This window comes from Lactobacillus hominis DSM 23910 = CRBIP 24.179 (genome assembly GCF_000296835.1).
Classification (GTDB): Bacteria; Bacillota; Bacilli; order Lactobacillales; family Lactobacillaceae; genus Lactobacillus; species Lactobacillus hominis.
Genome location: NZ_CAKE01000019.1, coordinates 21,594 through 42,085, shown reverse-complemented (window position 1 = coordinate 42,085; position 20,492 = coordinate 21,594). Strand labels below are relative to the sequence as shown.

Sequence of the window (20,492 nt, the reverse complement as noted above, 5' to 3'; positions counted from 1 at the left end):
CAGTACTAAAAAACCATACTCCGATAGAATATCGAAATATGGTTTTAAACAGAGCTAATTAATAATATGTCCCAAATTTGGGGTTCATATCAGAAATGGATTCCTTTATTTTTTTGAAAATGATACTATATTAAAGAAAATCTGGATAATGAGGATGAGTAATGAAAAGTATCAGCAAGCAAAAACTGTGGACTATTTTAGCTGCCAGCGCTGCGACTATGTGGGGGATATCTGGTTTATTTGGCGAAGCTTTATTTAATTTTAGTGCGAGCATTACGCCACTTTGGCTGACACAAACGCGAATGATTGTTTCGGGAATAGTTTTACTCATTATGGCGCAAGCTTTAGGTCAGAAGCCGTTTGCAATATTGAAAAATAAACGTGACTTATCAGTGATTGTGGCATATGGACTGTTAGGATTATTACCAGTGCAGCTTTTTTATTTCATAGTAATTCAAAAAGCTAATGCTTCTGTAGCAACAATTCTACAGTTTATGGGACCTTTTTTTGTCTTAGCTTACTTGGGACTCACTCATAAGCAAGTTATCCGCCGTTTAGATATTATTGCAGCAATTGGTGCTTTTATTGGTGTGTTTTTGCTGGCAACTCATGGTAAATTTAATCATTTAGCAATTACACCAATCGCATTGTTTTTTGGCTTTTTATCAGCTGTAGGCGAAGCTAGCTACACTTTAATTCCGGTAAATATTGTTAAAAGAGTATCTAGTTTAGTTTTAACTGGATGGGGAATGCTAGTTGCTAGAATTGGACTAATTATTATTCATCCGCAATTTGGTAATATTCCACACAAACCACAAGTATGGCTGTTGACATCTGCAGTAATTATTATTGGAACGATTATTCCATTTCAAATGATGGCAAATGCTTTGCGCTATGTAAAACCAGCTATTGTCAGTTTGCTGGATGCTTTTGAGCCGATGGCTGCGACTATCGGTGGAGTTTTATTTTTTCACTTATCGATGTCGTTGATGGATTGGCTCGGAACAGTTTTAATTTTAGTAGCTGTTTTAGCACTCAATATTTCGCCTAAAAATAAAATTAAAGCTAAAAAGCAGGAGGACTGATTATGGCAAATCTTAATAAATAGCTTTTTAAGTTACTAATCTTTTACAAGTGCATCGTTTTTTCTTATAATATTTAACGCTTAGAAAAAACGAAAGGGATGAAGTATATGAAACTTAGACAAGCAACAATGGATGATTATGACCACATTATGGAAATTTTAAAAGATGGTGCAAATCAATTGGCTGAACATGGTGTTGACCAATGGCAAGGTGATTATCCTTCACCGGATCAAATAAAAGAAGATGTTGAAAATGGATGGGCATATCTAGCTGTTTCGCAAGATGGTGAAACTGTCGGTGCAATTTCAATTGTTCCTGCTCCAGATCATGCCTATGATAATTTGAAGCGCAAGTGGCTCTTAGATACTCAAAAATACGTCGTAATTCATCGTGTCGCTATCCACTCTAATCACGCAGGTCATGGTTATGCAACAAAATTATTAACAGGAGTAATTGATCAAGTGCGAGATAATCATCCTGAAATTGATTCAATCAGGATTGACACTCATGAAGATAATTCTGCAATGCAGCATTTAATCGATAAGATGGGCTTTACTAAAGTCGGCGAACTGCACGGTGTTTATCGCCCTAATGAAATTTCATATGTTTATGAAAACATACGAAAAAAATAATTTTTTATAGAAGCTGGAAATTCCAACTTCTTTTTTCTTGCAAAAGGTAAGTATGATAAAGAATATGGTAAAATAATTTTAAATATGCTCGCATGATATCAAAATATATTTTGGAGACTTATTAATGAAAAAGCATAGGTTAAGAAAGTTTATCTTAATTTTTATCACAATTTTGGCAGTGAATTTACTTAGTGCCTGTCAAAATAATGGTGAAAAAGTTACTATTGTCGGCTCTTCTGCAATGCAGCTTCTAGCTGAACAAGCTGGAAATGATTATCGCTTATCGCATCCTGACAGCAATATTGTTGTTCAAGGTGGAGGTTCTGGAACTGGTTTGAGTCAGGTTCAAGCTGGCGCAGTTGAAATCGGAACTTCCGATGTATTTGCGCAGACGCAAAAAGGAATCGATGCTAAAAAGCTACAGGACTATCTTGTTGCTGTAGTTGGAATTGTTCCAATTGTTAATAAAGATGTTGGAATCAAGAATTTAACTAAAGCGCAATTGGCTCAAGTTTTCACAGGCAAAGTAACTAACTGGAAACAATTAGGCGGCAAAAATATTGCCATTACTGTGATCAATCGTTCTAAAGGTAGCGGAACTCGGTCGAGTTTTGAAAGCTTAATTTTAAATGGACAAAAACCAATAAAGGCTCAAGAGCAAGACTCAAACGGTACTGTGCGCAGAATTGTTAGTTCAACGCCGGGAGCAATTTCTTACATATCCTTGCCATATGCTAACGATAAAAATATTCAAAAACTGAGTATTGATAATATTACCCCAACTAATAAAAATATTACTACGAATCATTGGCAATTATGGTCTTATGAACATATGTATACTAAGGGTAAACCTAATAAAGCTACAAAGTCTTTTATTGATTATATGCTCTCAAGCAAGGTGCAAAAAGATCTAGTACCTAAGTTGGGTTATATTAGTATCGATGACATGAAGATTTATCGTAATAGCAAGAATCAAGTCGTATCTTTATCTAAGGATTAAATATGGACAAAAAAGAAGATTTAAAACAGGTCGTTAACCAAGCTTTAGCCGAGCAAAAAGTTCCGCATGTTAAACTTAAAAAAATCGGTGCTGAAAAAGCTGATGTTGAAAAATTAACTAAGCCTTCAAAGGAAACACGTCAGGAATACTGGGGCAAAGGTTTAACTTACGCAGCGATTTTATTGATTATTATTTTAGTTGTATCAATTATTGGCTTTATTGCTGTTCATGGAATAGCGACTTTTACCCAAAATCATGTTAATGTTTGGCATTTTTTGTCATCTAGCGATTGGGATCCTGGCGAAGGCAGGAACCATGTCGGTGCTTTAGCAATGATTGTAACGTCTTTTTCGGTTACATTATTAGCCGCAATTGTGGCAACGCCATTTGCTATTGCAGTTGCTTTATTCATGACCGAATATTCGTCTAAAAAGGGCAGTCGCTTTTTGCAATCGGTAATTGAATTATTAGTTGGTATTCCTTCTGTAGTGTACGGATTTTTGGGATTATCAATTATTGTGCCTTTCATTAGATCGATTTTTGGCGGAACTGGTTTTGGTATTTTGTCAGCTACTTTAGTTTTATTTGTTATGGTTTTGCCAACAATTACTTCACTAACAGTTGATGCTTTAAAAGCAGTTCCTAATCATTATCGTCAAGCTTCTGCTGCCCTTGGTGCAACGCACTGGCAAACTATCTATAAGGTGGTTTTAAGAGTAGCGACTCCAAGGATTTTGACGGCAGTTATTTTTGGGATGGCACGTGCCTTTGGTGAAGCACTAGCTGTACAAATGGTAATTGGTAATGCAGTCCTTATGCCTTATAACTTGGTAAGTCCAGCAGCTACTTTAACGAGTCAACTTACTAGTCAAATGGGTAATACTGTCATGGGGACATTGCCAAACAATGCCTTATGGTCTTTAGCATTATTGTTGTTGATTATGGCACTATTTTTCAATTTCTTAGTTCGCCTGATTGGTAGAAAGGGACAAAAATAATGAATCCAAGAACTGCAAATAAAGTTGCAACTGCTGGAATTTATACCTTAGTAAGTATTGTTGTCATTATTTTAATTGGAATTTTGGGTAATATCTTAATTTCTGGAGTTCCTCATTTATCCTGGCACTTTTTGAGCTCAGAAGCGTCTTCTTTTCAAGCAGGCGGCGGAGTTAGGGATCAATTGTTTAATTCGGTTTATTTGCTGATTTTAACGATGATTATTTCTATCCCTATTGCTTTAGGCGCAGCCATTTATTTGGCAGAATATGCCAGCGATAATTGGTTTACTAGTTTAATTAGGACGACAATTGAAATTTTAAGCTCGCTTCCTTCAATTGTTGTGGGACTTTTTGGTTATTTATTATTTGTTGTTCAATTTAACTTTGGATTTTCAATTTTAGCCGGAGCTTTGGCATTAACTTTTTTCAATTTACCAACTTTAACCAGCAACTTTGAACAAGCTATTGATGGCGTTTCGCAAGCTCAGCGTGATGCAGGACTTGCTTTAGGATTATCGAACTGGAAGACAATTCGCGGTATTGTTTTGCCGGCTGCTTTACCAGGAATTTTAACTGGTTTAATTTTGAGTGCAGGACGTATTTTTGGTGAAGCAGCAGCTTTAATTTATACTGCTGGTCAAAGTGGTTCAACAATTGATTATGCTAACTGGAATCCTTTTAGCCCGACTAGTTTTTTAAATATCATGCGTCCAGCTGAAACCTTGGCTGTACATATTTGGAAAGTTAATACAGAAGGTATTATTCCAGATGCTACTGTTGTTTCAGCTGCCACTTCAGCATTATTGATTATCGTTGTAATTATTTTCAATTTAGGTTCGCGTGCGTTAGGAAACCATTTATATCGTAAATTGACAGCTGCGAAAGCTTCATAATAGAGGTAAAAAATGCAAGATGTTAAAGAAGTAAAGCCTCATATTGTTCATTTCGATAAAGATGAACAAATTATCTCGACACAAGATTTAAGTGTTTTTTATGGGGGAGTTACCCAAAAACTTTTTGATGCAAGTTTGGGATTTAAGAAAAAGACAATTACTGCTTTGATTGGCGGATCAGGTTCTGGTAAATCAACATTTTTACGCTGCTTAAATCGCATGAATGATAAGATTGCGCGTATTGATGGCAAGATTTGGTACCATGACTTAGATATTAATGCTGATAATATTAATGTCTATGAGTTAAGAAAAAACATCGGGATGGTCTTTCAAAAGCCTAATCCTTTTCCAAAATCAATCAGAGATAATATTACTTATGCTTTAGTTGCCAACGGTGAAAAAGATAAGCAAAAATTAGATCAGATTGTCGAAGAAAGTTTGCGTGCTGCGGCTTTATGGGACGAAGTAAAAGATAAATTAAATAAGAGTGCACTTGCTTTATCTGGTGGACAGCAGCAACGTTTATGCATTGCACGTGCATTAGCTTTAAAGCCAGAAGTTTTATTATTGGATGAACCAGCGAGTGCGCTTGATCCAGTATCTACTTCTAAATTAGAAGATACTTTAAAACAGCTACGTAGCGATTATTCAATGATTATGGTTACGCACAATATGCAGCAGGCTAGTCGTATTTCTGACTACACGGCCTTTTTCCATTTAGGGCATGTATTGGAATATAACACTACTGAAAATATCTTCACTAATCCTCAAGGGCAAATTACTGAAGATTATATTCGTGGAAGTTTTGGTTAGAGGTAAAAATGTCGACGATTATTTCAAGTAAAGATGTTCATTTAAGCTATGGAAACTTTGAAGCACTTCATGGTATTACGATGGACTTCAAGCAAAATGAATTGACTGCTCTTTTAGGGCCGTCGGGATGCGGTAAGTCTACTTTTTTGCGCTGCATTAACCGAATGAATGATGATATTGCCAATGTAGAAATTACTGGCAAAATAAAATTTGAAGATCAAAATATCTATAGTCCTAAAACTGACCTGGTTTGGCTAAGAAAAGAAGTCGGGATGGTTTTTCAACAACCGACTCCGTTTCCATTTTCGGTGTATAACAATATTGCTTATGGTTTAAAGCTAGCAGGAATTAAGGATAAAGAACTTATCGATCAGCGCGTAGAAGAAAGCTTAAAGCAAGCTGCGATTTGGCGCGAAATTAAAGATGATCTTAATAAAAATGCGCAAAGTTTTTCTGGTGGGCAACAGCAAAGAATTTGTATCGCACGTGCTTTGGCGGTTCATCCTAAAGTGGTTTTACTTGATGAGCCAACCAGTGCGCTTGACCCAATTTCTTCATCAGAAATTGAAGAGACTTTGTTAAATTTAAAAAATGATTTTACTTTCATTATGGTTACTCACAATTTGCAGCAAGCCAGTCGTATCTCTGATATGACCGCATTTTTCATGAATGGCGATTTAGTAGAATATGGTACAACCAGTGATATGTTTATGAAGCCGCAAAAGCAAATAACTAGTGATTATTTGAATGGACGTTTTGGATAAAAGGAGCAAATATAATGCATGAAGTTTTCTTAGATGAGTTAAAAAAACTTAACACCCGTTTCATGAATATGGTAATTGACGTCAGCGAGCAAATTGAAAATGCAACGCAAGCATTTATTGATCATGATAAAAAAGCTGCTCAAGAAATCGTCAAAGATGATCAAAAGATCTCGAAAATGGCCTTAAAGGTTGAAAAAAGAACTTTGAAATTAATGGCTCTTCAGCAACCTGTAGCTAGCGATTTTAGAAATGTAATTTCAATTTTGAAGGCAATTACTGACTTAGAGCGAATTGGTGAAAATGCAATGTCGATTGCTTGGGAAACCATTCGCGTTAAAGGAAATAAACGTATTCCTGAAGTTGAAGATCTAATTAAAGAAATGTCTGATCGAGTAACTTTTATGCTTGATCAAGTTTTGAAATCATTTATTCAATCCGATGAAAAACTCGCTCGTGATGTCGCTGCCAAAGACAATGAAGTTGATGAATTATACGTTAAAGCACGTAAAGCAATTATTGAAGGAATCAAGGAAGATCCTGAATCGGCAGTAGCTTCATCAAGTTACTTTATGGTAATTCGTCTTTTAGAAAGAATCGGCGATCACGTTGTTAACCTAGCTCAATGGGTAGTTTATAAAACAAGCGGTGAATTGGTCGATTTAAATTCATCCAATGACGAAAATGTGATGAATAATTTATAATATGTAAAATATACAAGTATAACTGATGGCTGAAAATAACCATCAGTTTTTATTTATGAAAGCGGTGTAATTTATTTACTTTTCAACTATAATAAAAGTGTATCTATATAGTAAAAGCTAAGGAGCATTATTATGGTTGAAGTAGCAAAAAAGAAAAAGCATCAGTTTCCAACAGCTTACACAGTAATCATTATTGTGTTGCTGCTGGTTCAAATTTTAACTTTCTTTATTCCATCAGGAAATTATGCAACGATTGCTTATGACACGACTAATCAAAATTTCGTTGTCACAAATCCAAATGGTTCTACTAAGAAAGAGCCTGCTACGCAGAAAACTCTTGATAAATATAAAGTTAAAATCAAAGTCGATAAGTTCAAAAACGGCACGATTTATAAGCCGGTAGCAATTCCTGATTCTTATAAAAGAATCAATATGAAAAAGCCAACGCTGGGCGGTGCGGTATTCCAATTTCTTTCATCGCAAGTAAATGGTATTGCACAATCAATTGATATTATTGCCTTTGTGCTGATTTTAGGTGGTTGTATTGGCGTAGTTCATGCTAACGGTGCCATCGATGCCGGGATGCAGGCTTTATCTAAAAAGATTCAAGGTAAGCAAGTTTTATTGATTGTTTTAGTAATGGGATTAATTGCCATTGGCGGGACTACTTTTGGCTTAGCTGAAGAGACGATGGCCTTTTATCCAATTTTAATTCCGGTATTTTTGCTTGCCGGTTTTGACAGGATGACGGTAGTTGCGACAATCTTTTTAGGGACTAGTATTGGTACAATGGCTTCGACAATTAATCCGTTCTCGACAGTAATTGCTTCTAATACTGCTGGCGTTAACTTTACGGATGCATTGCCACTGAGAGTTGTGATGTGGGCAACTTGCGTGATTGTCGGAATGATCTATGTCATTGTTTATGCCAAAAAAGTACAAAAGAATCCTAAAGCATCATATGTTTACAATGAATTTGCAAAAGAAGATCAGGAATACTTGCAAAATGACAAAGATAAAAAAGACTTTAAGTTTACCTTACGTCAAAAACTAACGCTTTTGACCTTTGCAATTGCCTTTATCGTCATGATCTGGGGCGTACAGCAAAAGGGGTGGTACTTTACAGAAATTTCAGTAGTTTTCTTAGCTGCAGGCTATGTTTTGGCAGTAGTATCTGGACTAAATGAACATAAATTTATTGAAAGCTTTGTTAACGGTGCTGCAGATTTATTAGGAGTTGCCTTAACAATTGGACTTGCTCGTGCGGTATCGATTATTATGGAAGAAAGCCATACTAGCGATACCATTATGTACTTTTTTAGTAAGCAAGTATCAGGTATGCCGCCGTTGCTCTTTATCTGGTTTATGTTTATAATTTTCATTGTTTTAGGCTTCTTTATTCAATCTTCATCAGGACTTGCTGTATTATCAATGCCAATTATGGCGCCATTGGCTAATGTTGTTGGGATTGATCGCGCAAGCATTATCGATGCTTATAACTGGGGACAAGGTTTTATCTCTTTAGTTGCTCCAACAGGGTTAATTTTGATGAGTTTGATGATGGTTAACATTGGCTTTGATAAATGGTTTAAGTTTTGTTGGAAATTATTAGTAATTGAATTTGGTCTCTGCTTAGCTTTTCTAGCAATTGGACTTGTGGTGTACTAGCTAGGCAAATAAATAGCTTTTAAAACCGTTTCTGGATATGATTTATATATAAACATTGTTTAATATATATTAAGGAGACATTTTATGGCTTATCAAGAAACTAAAAAAATAATGAACGAAATCGTTGCCGACTTAACACAAGCTCATATGCTTGTTCACCAGCACCACTGGTATATGTTAGGACGGGGATTTTTGAACTTGCACCCATATTTAGATGAGGTGATGGACGAGTTATCTGAACAACAAGATGGTGTTGCCGAAAGATTAATTGAAATCAATGGCAGTCCAATTTCTACTTATGAAGAAGTTTTAGAAAAAACTAATATTGCTGATCAAGTAGGAAGTTGGAATCTTTCAATTGAAGATAGATTTCAATTAATTGTCGATGCTTATAAACAATTGCGTGATGATTATGAACGCGGTATAAAGATTAGCGAAGATGAAGGCGACGATTCAACTAACGATTTATTGATTGCGTATCATACAGCTATAGAAAAAAGAATTTGGATGATGTCAGCAGAACTTGGCAAGCGTCCAGGCGATGGTGAATAAAATATATGGTGTAAAGCATTCCGTTTTAGGGATGCTTTTTTGCTATAATTAAGGTAAATATTGCCAGATAGGAAAAGGAATATCATGAATAAAGTTACAATTGTTGGATCAATTAACGTCGATAATATTCTGCATATTAAAAAGCTTCCTCAACCAGGAGAAACAATTGCAATGACTGAATTTTCTAAAGCTGCCGGAGGAAAAGGCGCCAATCAAGCTGTTGCAAGTAGTCGTGCAGATAGCAAAACTGTTTTTGTTGGACGCGTAGGATCAGATGATAATGGTCGCTACATGCTTAATCAATTTAAAGATAATGGCATAAATATTGATCATGTTGCGGTCACTGAAAATCAGCAAACAGGCCAAGCATATATCTTGCTTCAAGAATCAGGTCAAAATTCCATCATTATTCAACATGGCGCTAATTTTGATGTAAGTGCTAGTGATGTTAGAGAAGCTCAAGATCAAATTGAAGACAGTGATTTTGTGATTGCCCAATTTGAAACGCCGCTTGATGCAATTATTGAAGCTTTTAAAATAGCTAGAAATGCGGGCAAGGCCACTATTTTAAATCCTGCTCCAGCACGTAGCGATATCCCTGATGAACTTTTGAAGTTAACAGATCTCATTACTCCAAATGAAACTGAAGTGCAAAGCATTACTGGAATTGAAGTGGTGGATGAAGCATCTATGAAAAAAGCCGCCGATAAACTCCATGAAATGGGCGTTAAAGGCGTAATTATCACTGTTGGAGAAAAGGGTTCTTACGTTTCATATGAAGATTTAGAACAAATTATTCCAGCCTTTAAAGTTAAAGCCGTTGATACAACTGCTGCTGGCGATACTTTTATTGGGGCTTTGGCTAGCGAATTAAAGCCAGATTTAAGCAACTTGAAAGAAAGTATCATCTATGCTTCTAAATCATCATCATTTACAGTGCAAAAGCTAGGCGCTTTTCCTTCTATTCCAAGTCGTAAAATAGTAGAGCAAGCTCTCAAGGAAGATTAACATGGATAAACAAAAACAAGATCAATTAAAAAAAGAAGCTGCAATTAAAGCAGCAGCAATGGTAAAACCTAATTCAGTTTTAGGCGTTGGAACTGGTTCAACAGTAGCATTTTTTATTGATGCTTTAGGCCAAAGAAAAGAAAAAGAAAACTTTTCTTTAAAGCATATCGTAACTACCAGTAATCGCAGCAAAAAGCAATTAGAAAGCTTGGGTTTTAAGGTAGATGAATTAGCTGATATTGATCAAGCAGATTTAACTGTGGATGGTGCCGACCGCGTCGATGATAATTTAGATGGCATCAAAGGTGGCGGTGGCGCATTAACTTTAGAAAAAAACGTTGCTGTTAATTCTAAAAAGATCGTCTGGATTGTTGATGAGTCAAAACTTGTTCACCATTTAGGTGGATTTGCTCTTCCAGTAGAAATTTTACCAATTTCTTGCGAGCAAAACTTTAAGCGTTTTGAAAAAGAAGGCTTAAAACCTCAGTGGCGTTTAGATGAAAACGGCAAGCGATATGTGACGCACTATGGCAACTATATTATTGATTTAGCAATTGATCCAATTCCTGTTCCAGATGGATTAGCAGATTATCTTGATCATACTGTCGGTGTAGTTGAACACGGCTTGTTCTTGAATATGTGCGATAAGGTGATTATTGCCCATAGTGATGGAACAATAGAAGAAAAAGATCGCGCATAATTTAAAATAAATGCTTTTTTCTTGACGTAGATCAATTATTTGAGCAATATATTATCGTATAATAGATATCGAAAAGTTAATTAATGAAAGGATCTATATCTTATGAAAAAACTTGATTCAAATAAACTTACTGACAAGCAACAAGAATTCTTCAAGACTCACTTGGCATATTTGTCAACTGTAGATGCAAACGGTGAACCTCAAGTAGGTCCCAAGCAATCTATGAAAGTTTTAGATGAAGGACACTTACAATATCTTGAAAAAACTCAAGCACATGCTTACGAAAATTTGAAGAATGGTTCAAAGGCAGCTGTTGTAGTTGCTGATAAGCCAACCCACACTAACGTAAGAATTAAGGGGACTGCACATATTCATGAGGACGATGATTATGCAAAAAAAGTTTTAGCAGAAACCGATAGTCCAAATGCCTATGTTGTTGTAATTGATATTGAAGAAATTTACGAATAATTTTTTCTGCATAATATAAAAACTAAGGTCTAAAATTTTGATTTTAGGCCTTTTTTGACGGTATTTTTTGAAAGAGCGATGCGAATTAAACAGGCTTCTGGTATGATGAAGATAATGAATAAATTTGGAAAGAAGAAAACATCAATGACGAAAATACCCTTAATTATTAGTACAGATCCAGGAATTGATGATATTGCAGCAATGACGATTAGTTTATTTGCAGAAAAACTAGATGTGAAAATGATTGTCCCTACCTGGGGAAACGTTGCTTTAAAATATACTTTGCAAAATACTTTAAATTTAGAAAAATTTTTGAATACTAAGGTGCCAATCGTTGTTGGTGCAAACCAGCCTTTAGTGCGTCCAGCAATTAGCGCAGCCAGCGTGCACGGTAAAACTGGAATTGCCGGCTATGAATTTGAAAAAGCAGATACTAGTTTAATTGAAAAGGGGCTAGCTGCAACCAAAATGCATGAAGTTATTCAAAAAAGTACGCAAAAAGTAACTTTAATGGGTATTGGACCACTAACTGATTTTGCTTTGCTATTTAAACAATATCCAAAAGATTTGGAAAAGATTCAAGAAGTTGTAATTATGGGAGCAAATATTGGTCATGGCAATCACAGCCCATTTGCCGAGTATAATATCGCAGGCGATCCAGAAGCTGCTAGCGTCGTCTTTGATAGCGGTTTGCCAATTAAAGTAGCGCCTTTAGAAATTGGCGATAAGGCTCATGTAACACAAGATCAAATGGCAAAAATTAAGTCCCAAGGTCAAGTGGGCGAAATGCTTTATGCAATGTTTTCTCATATTAAAGAACCTGATGGCGATCCCAGAATTAAGATTTATGATCCAACTGCAGTGGGAATTTTGTTAAAACCTGAAATGTATACCTTTAAAAAGGCAAGAGTTGATATTGAATTAGCTGGTAAATTTACTGCAGGAGCTAGTGCAATGGACTTTATAAGCGACAAGTCTAATGCAGAAATTGCTGTTGATGTAGATACTCAAGAATTTGCGGATTGGTTTGTTGATAGCGTTAAAAAGGCTGATCAAGGGAGAAAATAATGACTGATTTAGTTTATCGCTCCGTAATGCGCGATATTAAACAAAAAATTCTTAATCATGAATATGAAGGCATGCGACTTCCTGATGAGCGCAGTTTGAGTGAACATTATCAAGTCAGTCGTTCTTCGATGAAAAGAGCACTAGGTTTACTAGCCCAGCAAGGAATTGTTTTTAAAAAAAGAGGTAGTGGGACTTTCATTAATCCGCTATATTTAAAAAATCAGGCCTTATTTAAGTATGAAGGATCTAATTTAGGTATTACTGATTCTTTTAGTGTTCCTGGCAAAAGTCAAAGTATTGAATTACTTGATTATCAAGTTATTAAACCAAATGAAGATTTAAAACAAGATCTATTCTTGAAGGACTCAGATTTTGTTTATCAAATCAAGCGTTTGCGTTTGCTTGATGATCAACCATTTATGATTGAAACAGGATTTATTCCAATTAAGATTACGCCAGAACTTGATGAAGATATCTTAAAGGGGTCTTTATTTAATTATTTAGAAGATACGCAAGGTAAAACTGTTACTAAATCATTTTTGACAATTACAGTTGAGCCTTCGACTTTAGATGATCAAACCCAGCTGATGTTAGCGCCGAATGAGCCAGTTGGAGTAATGGAAGGTATTTTCTTTTTAGATGATGGGACGCCATTTGAAGTTTCAAATATGCGTATTCATTATAAGTATATGAAATACAATACCTTTGTTAACTTAAACCAAGAATAAATATAAGAAAAGAGAGCCGTTAAAAAGCTCTCTTTTCTTTGTATATTAAAGATTAAAAATCTTATTTAAATTGTGAAGTTGCATCAATTGCGCTTAAGTATACGTAATTTAGATTAGTGCGCTTAGTATTTTCACGTAAGTCAATTAATAATTTATTTTGATCTGGGCTCAAATAAAGTCCGCGAAGGGCGTGGCGTGCCTCAATGAACATCACTAATTTATTTGTATAAGCGTAAGGATGATCATTTTGATCGATCTTATCTAAAACGCAAGCAATTGCATCTTGCAGTTTACTATATTCATTGCCGGGCCGTCCATCAAAAGTGTGATATAAACGCACTAATTGAGCGAATAAATAGCCATTTTGACGAGCTTCTTGTTCTTGAGAAGAAAGTTTACTGTTTAATTGCTTAGCTGGTGAAGAAATAATCATTTTTATACCTCCAAAACATGAATTACTTGGGTATGCGGATCAAGCCATTGACGATACTCTTGGGGAAGAACGGTATCGGTAATTAAAATATCAATGTCATTTAAACTCGCAGTTTTATATGGGGAAGAATTACGAGTAGTAAATTTATATTTTTCAGCAAAAAGAATAGTTTTGTCTGCTCGAGAAATTGCTCGTCCAGTAGTGACTGCATCTCTTTGATCAGCGACGTAAAGACCATCAGAATTTATTTTTGAAGCACCGACAAAGGCAGTTTCAAAATGGACATTGTTAAGTTCTTCTAATGCTTGGGGAGAATAGATAAAGCGATTAGTTTTATTAACTTGTCCGGCTAAAATACTGACAGTGGGGAAATTGCTTTGCATCAAAGCAAGAGCATTATCTAGTGAATTAGTCAAAACGCTGGCGTCAATTCCATTGATCAAATTGCACATTTGCGCAATTGAAGTTGAAACGCCTAAAAAGTAAAACTTGCCTGGCAAGAAAAACTTTTTAGCTGCTTGCGCCATTTTGTTTTTTACTGGGGATTGGATATGACTGCGAGTAATATAAGCCGGAACTTGACTAGCAGTAATTGCCATGATACCACCATGGACTCGAACGGCTTGTCCAGTTGAAGTCAGACGCAACACATCTCTTCTTGCTGTATCAAAAGATATATTGAAGTGAGCTGCAATTTCTTTTGTTTGCAGTTCTTTTTTCTTAGCTAAGATTTTTTTGATTTCAATTAAACGTTGTGATTGATTCATATTTTTCCCCTCAGTCATACAATAGCATCTTTCAAGATAAATATAAGCATTTATGCGTAAATTGATCTTTATTAATCAGCATTTATAAGCATATACTCATTTAAACACTTAGTCATTAATTATAAAAGTCGATATTATCGCATTTATTGTAAAAAGGAGTTTTGTAGAAATAAGTATTTCAAAATTGGAACGCACCAATTAAAATAATGGTTGAATTTTATATGAAAGTGCTTTATTATGATAATAGAAGAAAGAAATTAAAACTTTGTTTTAAGGAGAAAAATTATGGCAGTTAATTACGATTCTAAAGATTATTTGAAGAGTGTTGATGCTTATTGGCGTGCAGCCAACTACTTATCTGTTGGCCAATTATTTTTAATGAATAATCCTTTATTAAAGCGTGAACTTAAGGCTGAAGATGTTAAGCCTAAGCCGATTGGTCACTGGGGTACGATCGTTCCACAGAACTTTATTTACGCACATTTAAACCGTGTAATTAAAAAGTACGATTTAAATATGTTCTATATCGAAGGTTCAGGTCACGGTGGTCAAGTAATGGTTTCTAACTCTTATCTTGATGGTTCATACACTGAAAGATATCCTCAAATCACTCAAGATGAAAAAGGTATGGCTAAGTTATTTAAGCGTTTCAGTTTTCCAGGTGGGGTTGCTTCACATGCTGCTCCTGAAACTCCAGGATCAATTCACGAAGGTGGAGAATTAGGTTATTCTTTGTCTCACGGCGTTGGTGCTATTTTAGATAATCCTGATGTAATTGCTGCTGTTGAAATTGGTGATGGTGAATCAGAAACTGGTCCACTTGCTACTTCTTGGTTTTCAAGTAAGTTTATCAACCCAATCAAAGATGGTGCCGTTATTCCTATTTTACAAATCAACGGCTTTAAGATTTCTAACCCAACTATCGTTTCTAGAATGAGCGATGAAGATTTAACTAAGTACTTTGAAGGAATGGGTTGGAAGCCATACTTTGTTTCCGCATATAAAGATGGCGAATTTAATGGCTATAAAGATCATATGCAAGTTCACGAAGAAATGGCTAAGACCATGGATGAAGTTGTTGAAGACATTAAAGCCATCCAAAAGCATGCTCGTGAAAACAACGATGATTCCTTAGCTAAGTGGCCAATGATTGTCTTTAGAGTTCCTAAGGGCTGGACTGGTCCTAAATTTGACTTAGATGGCAATCCAATTGAAAATAGTTTCCGTGCTCACCAAATTCCTATTCCTGTTGCTCAAGGCAATATGACTCATAAAGAAATGCTTACTGATTGGATGAAGAGCTATAAGCCAGAAGAATTGTTTAACGAAGATGGTTCACCAAAAGATATCGTAAAAGAAAATACCTTATCAGGCGATCAAAGAATGGCAATGAATCCGGTAACTAATGGTGGAATTGATCCTAAAGTTTTGAACATGCCAGATTACCGTGAGTTTGCGGTTAAATTTGATAAGCCAGGTTCTGTTGAAAAGCAAGATATGGCTGAATGGGCAAAATATCTTGATAAGATGGCTAAATTAAACCCAAATAACTTCCGTGGATTTGGTCCAGATGAAACTAAGTCAAATCGTTTGTTCCAATTACTAGATAATCAAAAGCGTCAATGGATGGAAAATATTCATACGCCAAATGATGAAAATTTGGCTCATGAAGGTCGAGTAATTGACTCTCAATTATCTGAGCACCAAGATGAAGGTTGGCTTGAAGGCTATGTTTTAACTGGTAGACATGGATTCTTTGCAACATATGAAGCATTTGGCCGTGTAGTTGACTCAATGCTTACTCAACACATGAAATGGCTCCGTAAAGCTAAAGAGCAAGACTGGCGTCACGATTATCCAGCATTAAACTTGGTTGATACTTCAACTGTTTTCCAACAAGATCACAATGGATACACTCATCAGGATCCAGGTATGCTTACTCACTTGTATGAAAAAGGTCGTGCAGACTTAATTCATGAATACTTACCTGCTGATACTAACTCATTGTTAGCTGTTTCTGATAAGGCATTCAGAGACCGTGAATGCATCAATGTTTTGGTAACTTCAAAGCAGCCTCGTCCCCAATGGTTCTCAATTGAGGAAGCCAAGAAGTTAGTTGATAAAGGTTTAGGCTACATTGAATGGGCTTCAACTGATAAGGGTGCAAAGCCAGATGTTGTCTTTGCTTCAACCGGTACAGAACCAACTATTGAAACCTTGGCAGCAATTGATTTACTTCATAAGAAATTCCCAGACTTGAAGATTCGCTACATTAATGTAATTGATGTTATGAAGTTAATGGCGCCTGAAAAGAACCCAGAAGCAATCAGCAATAAAGAGTTTGATCGCTTATTCCCTAAGGGTACGCCAGTGATCTTTGCATGGCATGGCTTCAAACCAATGATGGAGTCAATTTGGTTTGATCGTGGTCGTGGCAAAGATGACGTTCACATTCATGGCTATGAAGAAAATGGTGATATCACTACACCATTTGATATGAGAGTTTTGAACCACATGGATCGATTTGATTTAGCTAAAGACGTAGTTGAAAGCGTTGGCGACATCGCTCAAGAAAATGCTGATTTCCTTAGCGAAATGGATAATTTACTTGCAAAACATCACCAATACATTCGCGATAATGGTAAAGATATGCCTGAAGTTACCGAATGGAAATGGGAAGGTTTAAAATAACGAATTAGTTTAAAAAGTGCTGAATTTAATTCGGCGCTTTTTTCTTGTCTTGTTTGTTATTTAAATAAAAATGCTTGCAAAAGTATGGGTAAATTACTTACTATTAATTAATGGGTAAACGTTAAAGTTTATAATATAAATTTTGAAGAGGTAGATCATGGATTTTAAAGAAGTACTTGATAAAGAAAGAGCCACAAGAAAATTTACTGATCAAAGAGTTAGTGAAAAAGTAATTCGTGAAATTTTAACGGATGCTCAACGCTCACCTTCACTTTTAAATTCTCAGCCTTGGCGAGTATATGTTGCAATGGGAAAAGCCGTTAAAAATATTCGTGCTGATTTTAAAGAATTAATTGAAAAAGGCGAACAACCTCGCGAAGATTTTGCTGCATTGATGAAAGTTGAATGGGATACTTTTCCTAGTCAAAATATGTCTACAATGAGCGATACTTTGAACTACTTCTTGCGTGGTGAGATGACTCAATTTGATGAAGCGCAGGTTAACTTATTTAACGCTCCAGTTTTAGTATTTTTAACTATTCCTAAAAAGTCACCAGCTTGGTCTGTATATGATTTAGGAACTTTTTCTCAAACATTAATGCTTTCTGCTGTAGATCATGGCTTGTGCACCATGCCAGCTCACGCAATTGTTAAGTTCCCAGATGTAATTAGAAAATATATGGATATTCCAGACGATGAAGCAATTGGTATGGGAATTGGACTTGGATATAAAGATAAACGTGCATCAATTAACGGTTATCGTTCCAAGCGAGTTCCGCTAGATAAAATTGTTAAATTTGCAAAAGAATAAATTTAACTGCACGAAAGTGCAGTTTTTTTGTATTTTGAATTACTGAGCCTTAAACTAAAAATGAATAGGATTATATTATATTGTTTCATAGATATCAGGGGGGCTTACTGATGAATCAAGGAGCACCAAAATCGACTTCATCTAAAATCAATTTAGAAAAAGCCGATATTAAAGATGTAATTAGTTATTTGAAAGTTGATCCAGCAAAAGGACTGACAACTGCTCAGGCGCAGGAGCGTTTGAAAAAGTATGGTCCCAACGCCATTGTGGCTAAAACTGAACCGGCTTGGAAGAAGTTTTTAAAACATTTCACCGGTCCAATTGCCTACATGATTGAAGCAGCTGCTATTGTATCAGCTATTATTGGGCACTGGGATGACTTTTGGATTATTTTAGCTTTGCTATTAGTCAATGCTGGCATTGAAATGTGGCAAGATAACAAGGCTTCTAATGCCTTAGCTGCTTTAAAGAAAGGTTTAGCTCCGCAAGCGACAGTTTTGCGTAATGGCAAATGGCAGACAATGGTCGCTAAAGATCTAGTTCCTGGCGATATTGTGAAAATTCGACTAGGAATGATTGTGCCAGCTGACTTAAGATTAATTGGCGGACAATACGCTTCAATCGATCAGGCCGCTTTAACAGGCGAATCTCTGCCAGTTCATAAAAAGATTGGCGATGAAGCATATTCTGGCAGTATCGTTAAAGAAGGTGAAATGACGGCGGTCGTTATTGCTACTGACGGAAATACCTTCTTTGGTAAAACTGCCAAGCTTGTGGCTAGTGCCGGCGTTAAATCTGATGCACAAAAAGCTATGTTTAAAATTGGTAACTTTTTAATTGTAGTTGCGGTAATTTTGGCTGTAATTATGGTTGCCTTTAGAGTCTATAGAAGCATTGCGATTGCTCATGATTGGGGCTTAGACGAAGCATTAAATATTTTGCAATTTGTTTTGGTTTTATTAGTTGCTTCAATTCCAGTTGCTATGCCGACTGTTTTTTCAATTACCTTAGCTTTAGGGGCACTTCAGCTTTCTAAGAAAAAGGCTATAGTTTCTCGTTTGTCATCAATTGAATCAATGGCCGGAGTTGATATTTTATGTAGTGATAAAACGGGTACTTTAACGCAAAACAAACTAACATTAGGAGATACTGATTTAATTGCTGCAACTACCCCACAAGAAGTGATTTTAGCCGGAGCATTAGCTTCACGTAAAGAAGATAACGATCCAATTGATAACGCAGTTTTAAATGCATTAAAAGATTCTACTGTAATAAAAGGCTACACTTTAGAAAAGTTTATTCCTTTCGACCCAGTTACTAAGAAAACTGAGGCTCACTTAAAAGATAAAGATGGCAATGAAATTTGGACAACTAAGGGTGCACCACAAGTAATTGCAGCTTTAAGCAGCGATAAGAGCGTGCAAGATAAGGTTAAGCAAATCACGGCAGATCTTGCTAGCCACGGCTATCGTGCATTAGGCGTAGCGCAAAGCAAAGATGGCGGAAAAACTTGGCAAGTCCTAGGCGTCTTATCTATGTTTGATCCACCAAGAAAAGATTCTAAACAGACGATTGCTGACTGCGAAAAACAAGGCGTTAGCGTCAAGATGATTACTGGTGACGACACAGACATTGCGATTGAAACAGCTAAAAAATTGGGAATGGGGACTAAGATTTATAATGCCTCTGAGGTATTTCCAAAAGATCTTGATCCTAACCATGTACCAGCAGATCTTGCTAAGAAAATTGAAGCTGCCGATGGTTTTGCTCGAGTATTTCCAGAACACAAATATGCTATTGTTAAAGCCTTGCAAAATTTAGGCCACTTAGTTGCTATGACTGGTGATGGCGTTAACGACGCTCCAGCTTTAAAGCAAGCTAATTGTGGTACTGCTGTAGCAGGAGCTACTGATGCAGCTAGAAGTGCAGCTGCTTTAATTTTGACGGCGCCTGGCTTATCGGTTATTAAGACAGCTATTCAAGAAGCAAGAAAGATTTTTGCTAGAATTACGAGCTACACTATTTATCGTGTTGCTTTAACAATGAATATTATGTTTTTAGTTGTTTTATCTTCAATCTTTTTAAACTTTCAACCATTAACGGCGATTATGATTGTGGTAATGTCACTACTTGATGATTTGCCAATTATGACGATTGCTTATGATAATACGGCAGTTAGTCCAACACCAATTCGCTGGAAGATGAAGAAAATTTTAACGACTTCGACGATTTTAGGTGTTTTTGCCGTAATTCAGTCCATGCTTTTGCTTTGGTTTGGCTATTTGGACGTGAAAAATCCTGGTAGCAATTTCTTAGATGTTACAAGCTTGGCTCAATTGCAAACAATAATGTTTCTTCAATTAGTTGCAGGCGGACACTTGCTACTCTTTATTACTCGTCAGACTAAATGGTTCTTTGAAAGACCATTCCCAGCTCCACAACTATTTTGGGCAATCGTTATTACACAGATTTTTGCCATCTTTATGTGCTATTTTGGCTGGTTTGTGCCAAAGATTTCTCTACTTATGATTGCTGAAATCTGGGGTTATAACATTATCTGGATGTTCATTTTGAACATTATCAGAATGGCAATTGAAAAGTGGCAAGGTAAAAAGATATAACTTTGAAAATAGCTCGCAAGAGCTATTTTTTATTTTTAAAGAATCATTAATTAAAAATAAGATAGTGGTTTAAGAAAAAGGTGTAATACAG

General features: G+C 35.9%; 20 protein-coding genes. 18 read left to right on the top strand and 2 right to left on the bottom strand.

Going from position 1 to position 20,492, the window contains the following annotated elements:
- Window positions 1-161: 161 nt before the first annotated feature.
- From BN55_RS06930 to BN55_RS06860, 15 genes are all read left to right on the top strand, one after another.
- The gene (locus BN55_RS06930; protein ID WP_008471307.1) at window positions 162-1,085 is read left to right on the top strand and encodes an EamA family transporter; all 924 of its coding nucleotides are present in this window, start codon (window positions 162-164) and stop codon (window positions 1,083-1,085) included.
- 107 nt (window positions 1,086-1,192) lie between these two features.
- A complete protein-coding gene (locus BN55_RS06925) occupies window positions 1,193-1,717 on the top strand; it encodes a GNAT family N-acetyltransferase (RefSeq protein ID WP_008471306.1) in 525 nt (174 codons plus the stop codon).
- A gap of 124 nt (window positions 1,718-1,841) precedes the next feature.
- Window positions 1,842-2,717 (top strand): phosphate ABC transporter substrate-binding protein, encoded by an 876-nt coding sequence (locus tag BN55_RS06920; protein WP_008471304.1) that lies wholly within the window; start codon window positions 1,842-1,844, stop codon window positions 2,715-2,717.
- A 2-nt stretch (window positions 2,718-2,719) separates the two neighbouring features.
- Entirely contained in the window at window positions 2,720-3,715 is a 996-nt protein-coding gene (gene pstC, locus BN55_RS06915) for a phosphate ABC transporter permease subunit PstC (RefSeq protein ID WP_008471303.1), read from the top strand.
- Complete coding sequence (gene pstA, locus BN55_RS06910; RefSeq protein ID WP_008471301.1) at window positions 3,715-4,608, top strand: phosphate ABC transporter permease PstA; 894 nt, start codon at window positions 3,715-3,717, stop codon at window positions 4,606-4,608. The genes pstC and pstA overlap by 1 nt, the downstream gene beginning before the upstream one ends.
- A 12-nt stretch (window positions 4,609-4,620) precedes the next feature.
- Window positions 4,621-5,421 carry a phosphate ABC transporter ATP-binding protein PstB gene (gene pstB / locus BN55_RS06905; RefSeq protein ID WP_008471300.1) on the top strand — a complete coding sequence of 267 codons (801 nt, stop codon included), beginning with the start codon at window positions 4,621-4,623 and terminating at the stop codon, window positions 5,419-5,421.
- Window positions 5,422-5,429: 8 nt separating this feature from the next.
- Window positions 5,430-6,185 carry a phosphate ABC transporter ATP-binding protein PstB gene (gene pstB, locus BN55_RS06900; protein ID WP_008471299.1) on the top strand — a complete coding sequence of 252 codons (756 nt, stop codon included), beginning with the start codon at window positions 5,430-5,432 and terminating at the stop codon, window positions 6,183-6,185.
- A gap of 14 nt (window positions 6,186-6,199) precedes the next feature.
- Window positions 6,200-6,886, top strand: coding sequence for a phosphate signaling complex protein PhoU (gene phoU / locus BN55_RS06895; protein WP_008471298.1), 687 nt, complete (start codon window positions 6,200-6,202; stop codon window positions 6,884-6,886).
- 132 nt (window positions 6,887-7,018) lie between these two features.
- A complete protein-coding gene (locus BN55_RS06890) occupies window positions 7,019-8,554 on the top strand; it encodes a YfcC family protein (protein WP_008471297.1) in 1,536 nt (511 codons plus the stop codon).
- 84 nt (window positions 8,555-8,638) lie between these two features.
- A complete protein-coding gene (locus BN55_RS06885; RefSeq protein ID WP_008471296.1) occupies window positions 8,639-9,106 on the top strand; it encodes a Dps family protein in 468 nt (155 codons plus the stop codon).
- Window positions 9,107-9,190: 84 nt separating this feature from the next.
- A complete protein-coding gene (rbsK, locus tag BN55_RS06880) occupies window positions 9,191-10,114 on the top strand; it encodes a ribokinase (RefSeq protein ID WP_008471295.1) in 924 nt (307 codons plus the stop codon).
- Window position 10,115: 1 nt separating this feature from the next.
- Entirely contained in the window at window positions 10,116-10,814 is a 699-nt protein-coding gene (gene rpiA, locus BN55_RS06875) for a ribose-5-phosphate isomerase RpiA (protein ID WP_008471293.1), read from the top strand.
- Window positions 10,815-10,916: 102 nt separating this feature from the next.
- Window positions 10,917-11,282, top strand: coding sequence for a pyridoxamine 5'-phosphate oxidase family protein (locus tag BN55_RS06870; protein ID WP_008471291.1), 366 nt, complete (start codon window positions 10,917-10,919; stop codon window positions 11,280-11,282).
- 144 nt (window positions 11,283-11,426) lie between these two features.
- Window positions 11,427-12,350 carry a nucleoside hydrolase gene (locus BN55_RS06865; RefSeq protein ID WP_008471290.1) on the top strand — a complete coding sequence of 308 codons (924 nt, stop codon included), beginning with the start codon at window positions 11,427-11,429 and terminating at the stop codon, window positions 12,348-12,350.
- A complete protein-coding gene (locus BN55_RS06860) occupies window positions 12,350-13,078 on the top strand; it encodes a GntR family transcriptional regulator (protein ID WP_008471289.1) in 729 nt (242 codons plus the stop codon). The genes BN55_RS06865 and BN55_RS06860 overlap by 1 nt, the downstream gene beginning before the upstream one ends.
- Window positions 13,079-13,139: 61 nt before the next feature.
- Here BN55_RS06860 and BN55_RS06855 read toward each other — a convergent pair whose 3' ends face one another.
- Window positions 13,140-13,511, bottom strand: coding sequence for a bacteriocin immunity protein (locus BN55_RS06855; protein ID WP_008471288.1), 372 nt, complete (start codon window positions 13,509-13,511; stop codon window positions 13,140-13,142).
- A 2-nt stretch (window positions 13,512-13,513) separates the two neighbouring features.
- Complete coding sequence (locus tag BN55_RS06850; RefSeq protein WP_008471287.1) at window positions 13,514-14,278, bottom strand: DeoR/GlpR family DNA-binding transcription regulator; 765 nt, start codon at window positions 14,276-14,278, stop codon at window positions 13,514-13,516.
- Window positions 14,279-14,563: 285 nt separating this feature from the next.
- On the opposite strand from BN55_RS06850, the gene BN55_RS06845 reads away from it, so the two are divergent.
- The 3 genes from BN55_RS06845 (at window position 14,564) to BN55_RS06835 (ending at window position 20,401) form a co-directional block, all read left to right on the top strand.
- Entirely contained in the window at window positions 14,564-16,969 is a 2,406-nt protein-coding gene (locus tag BN55_RS06845) for a phosphoketolase family protein (protein ID WP_008471286.1), read from the top strand.
- 157 nt (window positions 16,970-17,126) lie between these two features.
- Window positions 17,127-17,780, top strand: a complete 654-nt coding sequence (locus BN55_RS06840) for a nitroreductase (protein WP_008471285.1) — start codon at window positions 17,127-17,129, stop codon at window positions 17,778-17,780.
- Window positions 17,781-17,890: 110 nt separating this feature from the next.
- Window positions 17,891-20,401 (top strand): plasma-membrane proton-efflux P-type ATPase, encoded by a 2,511-nt coding sequence (locus tag BN55_RS06835; protein ID WP_008471281.1) that lies wholly within the window; start codon window positions 17,891-17,893, stop codon window positions 20,399-20,401.
- Window positions 20,402-20,492 lie beyond the last annotated feature (91 nt).